Below are 1,436 nucleotides of genomic sequence, written 5' to 3'. Positions count from 1 at the left end.
CAATGCCGGTGACTTAATTCGTGTCTCGCTTGGTGATCGTGACGGTGGCTGGTTGGGGTGGTGGCCAGTTGCGGTGTTGGGCGCGTTTGAGGGGCCAGTTGGACATTTTGCGTTTGATGACGCGGGGGCAGGATCGTTGACGCCGTTCGGGTAGGAGGCGTTCGCTGATCTCAGCGAGGGTGCGGGTCAGTGCACGGATGAGTCTGCCGGGGGGAAAGCGCCGCCTGGGCGGGGACCTGGCGGCGTACGACCCGCAGGCTGCGGGTGAAAGACAGACGGTCGGGGTCCAGGCCTTCTTGCAGGGCGGCCTGGTGCATCAGCTGCCGGATGGCGTGGTGGACCAGGAGGAGCCCGTAGATCTCCTGCTCCACACCCCACGGGTACTTCGAGCGCAGGACGAGTTTGGGCCCGCGCTGGTGGGTCTTGATCTCGTCCAGTGTGGTCTCGATCTCCCAGCGCTGGGCGTAGAGGGCGGCCAGCTCGTGGGCAGGTGCCTGTTCGGGGTCGAGGATGGTGGTGACCAGCCGGTAGACGACCTGGTCGCCGGTGCGGGCCAGGGTGTACTCGACGACCCGCACGGTCACCGGGTTGCGGCGGCTCCTTCGGTCCGGTTCGGCGTGGACGGTGCTGAGGTAGGAGCCGTCTTCCAGGACCCGCATCACCGGCAGAGCGGCGTTGCCGCGCACTCGCCACAACAGGTCCGCGCCGCTCGCCCGGGCGGCCTGCCACAGCTCGAAGCCGTAGAAGCCCCGGTCGGCCAGCAGCAGCATGCCCTCCCGCAGGTGAGTGAACAGCCGACGCGACAGCACCTGCTCGCCGGCCGACAGCGGACCGACCACCGCGCCGAACACGGCGTGCGTGCCGCATTCGGCCAGTCCGACCACCCTGGCCTGCGGGAACGCGCCGATGCCGCGTCCTGTGCCCGGGCGGCCGAAGTGTGCGTCGTTGGCCTCGGTGTCCGCCAGGTCCAACGTGGTGCCGTCCACGGCGACCAGGTGCCAGCGCCGGTACCAGGCGCCCGCCGTCTCGGGCACGGCCACCGGATGGCAGACCCGCGCGAACAACGCCTTCAGCGGCTCGACCCCCAGCCGACGGCGGGCCCGGCCGATCGCGGCGGTCGTCGGCACCCGCCACGACCGCCGCCCGTCCCCAAGCCCCTCACCCAGCAGCCGGGCGACCTCCTCATAGCCCTGCCCGAAGAACAGGCACATCGCCAGCACGAAGTACACGACCACCCGCGCCGGCAGCAGGCGACTGCGCTTCTCGACCCGCCCGGTCTCGGCGATCACCTCATCGACCAGCCCCGGCGGAAACGCCTGGGTCAGCACCCCGATCGCGATCCGGTCCGATATCCGCTCATCCGCAGGCGACTTGACCTGCCCCACCCTCGCCACACCACAACCAACGAGACACCGACCACAAAGTCACCGGCATTG

1 protein-coding gene is annotated in these 1,436 nt (G+C 69.6%); it reads right to left on the bottom strand.

Going from position 1 to position 1,436, the window contains the following annotated elements:
- Positions 1–170 precede the first annotated feature (170 nt).
- Complete coding sequence (locus tag ACIQIB_RS39485) at positions 171–1,394, bottom strand: IS4 family transposase (RefSeq protein ID WP_400764310.1); 1,224 nt, start codon at positions 1,392–1,394, stop codon at positions 171–173.
- Positions 1,395–1,436 lie beyond the last annotated feature (42 nt).

The sequence above is a fragment of the Kitasatospora sp. NPDC092286 genome, from assembly GCF_044755565.1.
Classification (GTDB): domain Bacteria; phylum Actinomycetota; class Actinomycetes; order Streptomycetales; family Streptomycetaceae; genus Kitasatospora.
Note: the sequence above shows the minus strand (reverse complement) of the source record. Positions and strands in the feature narration are given on the sequence as shown.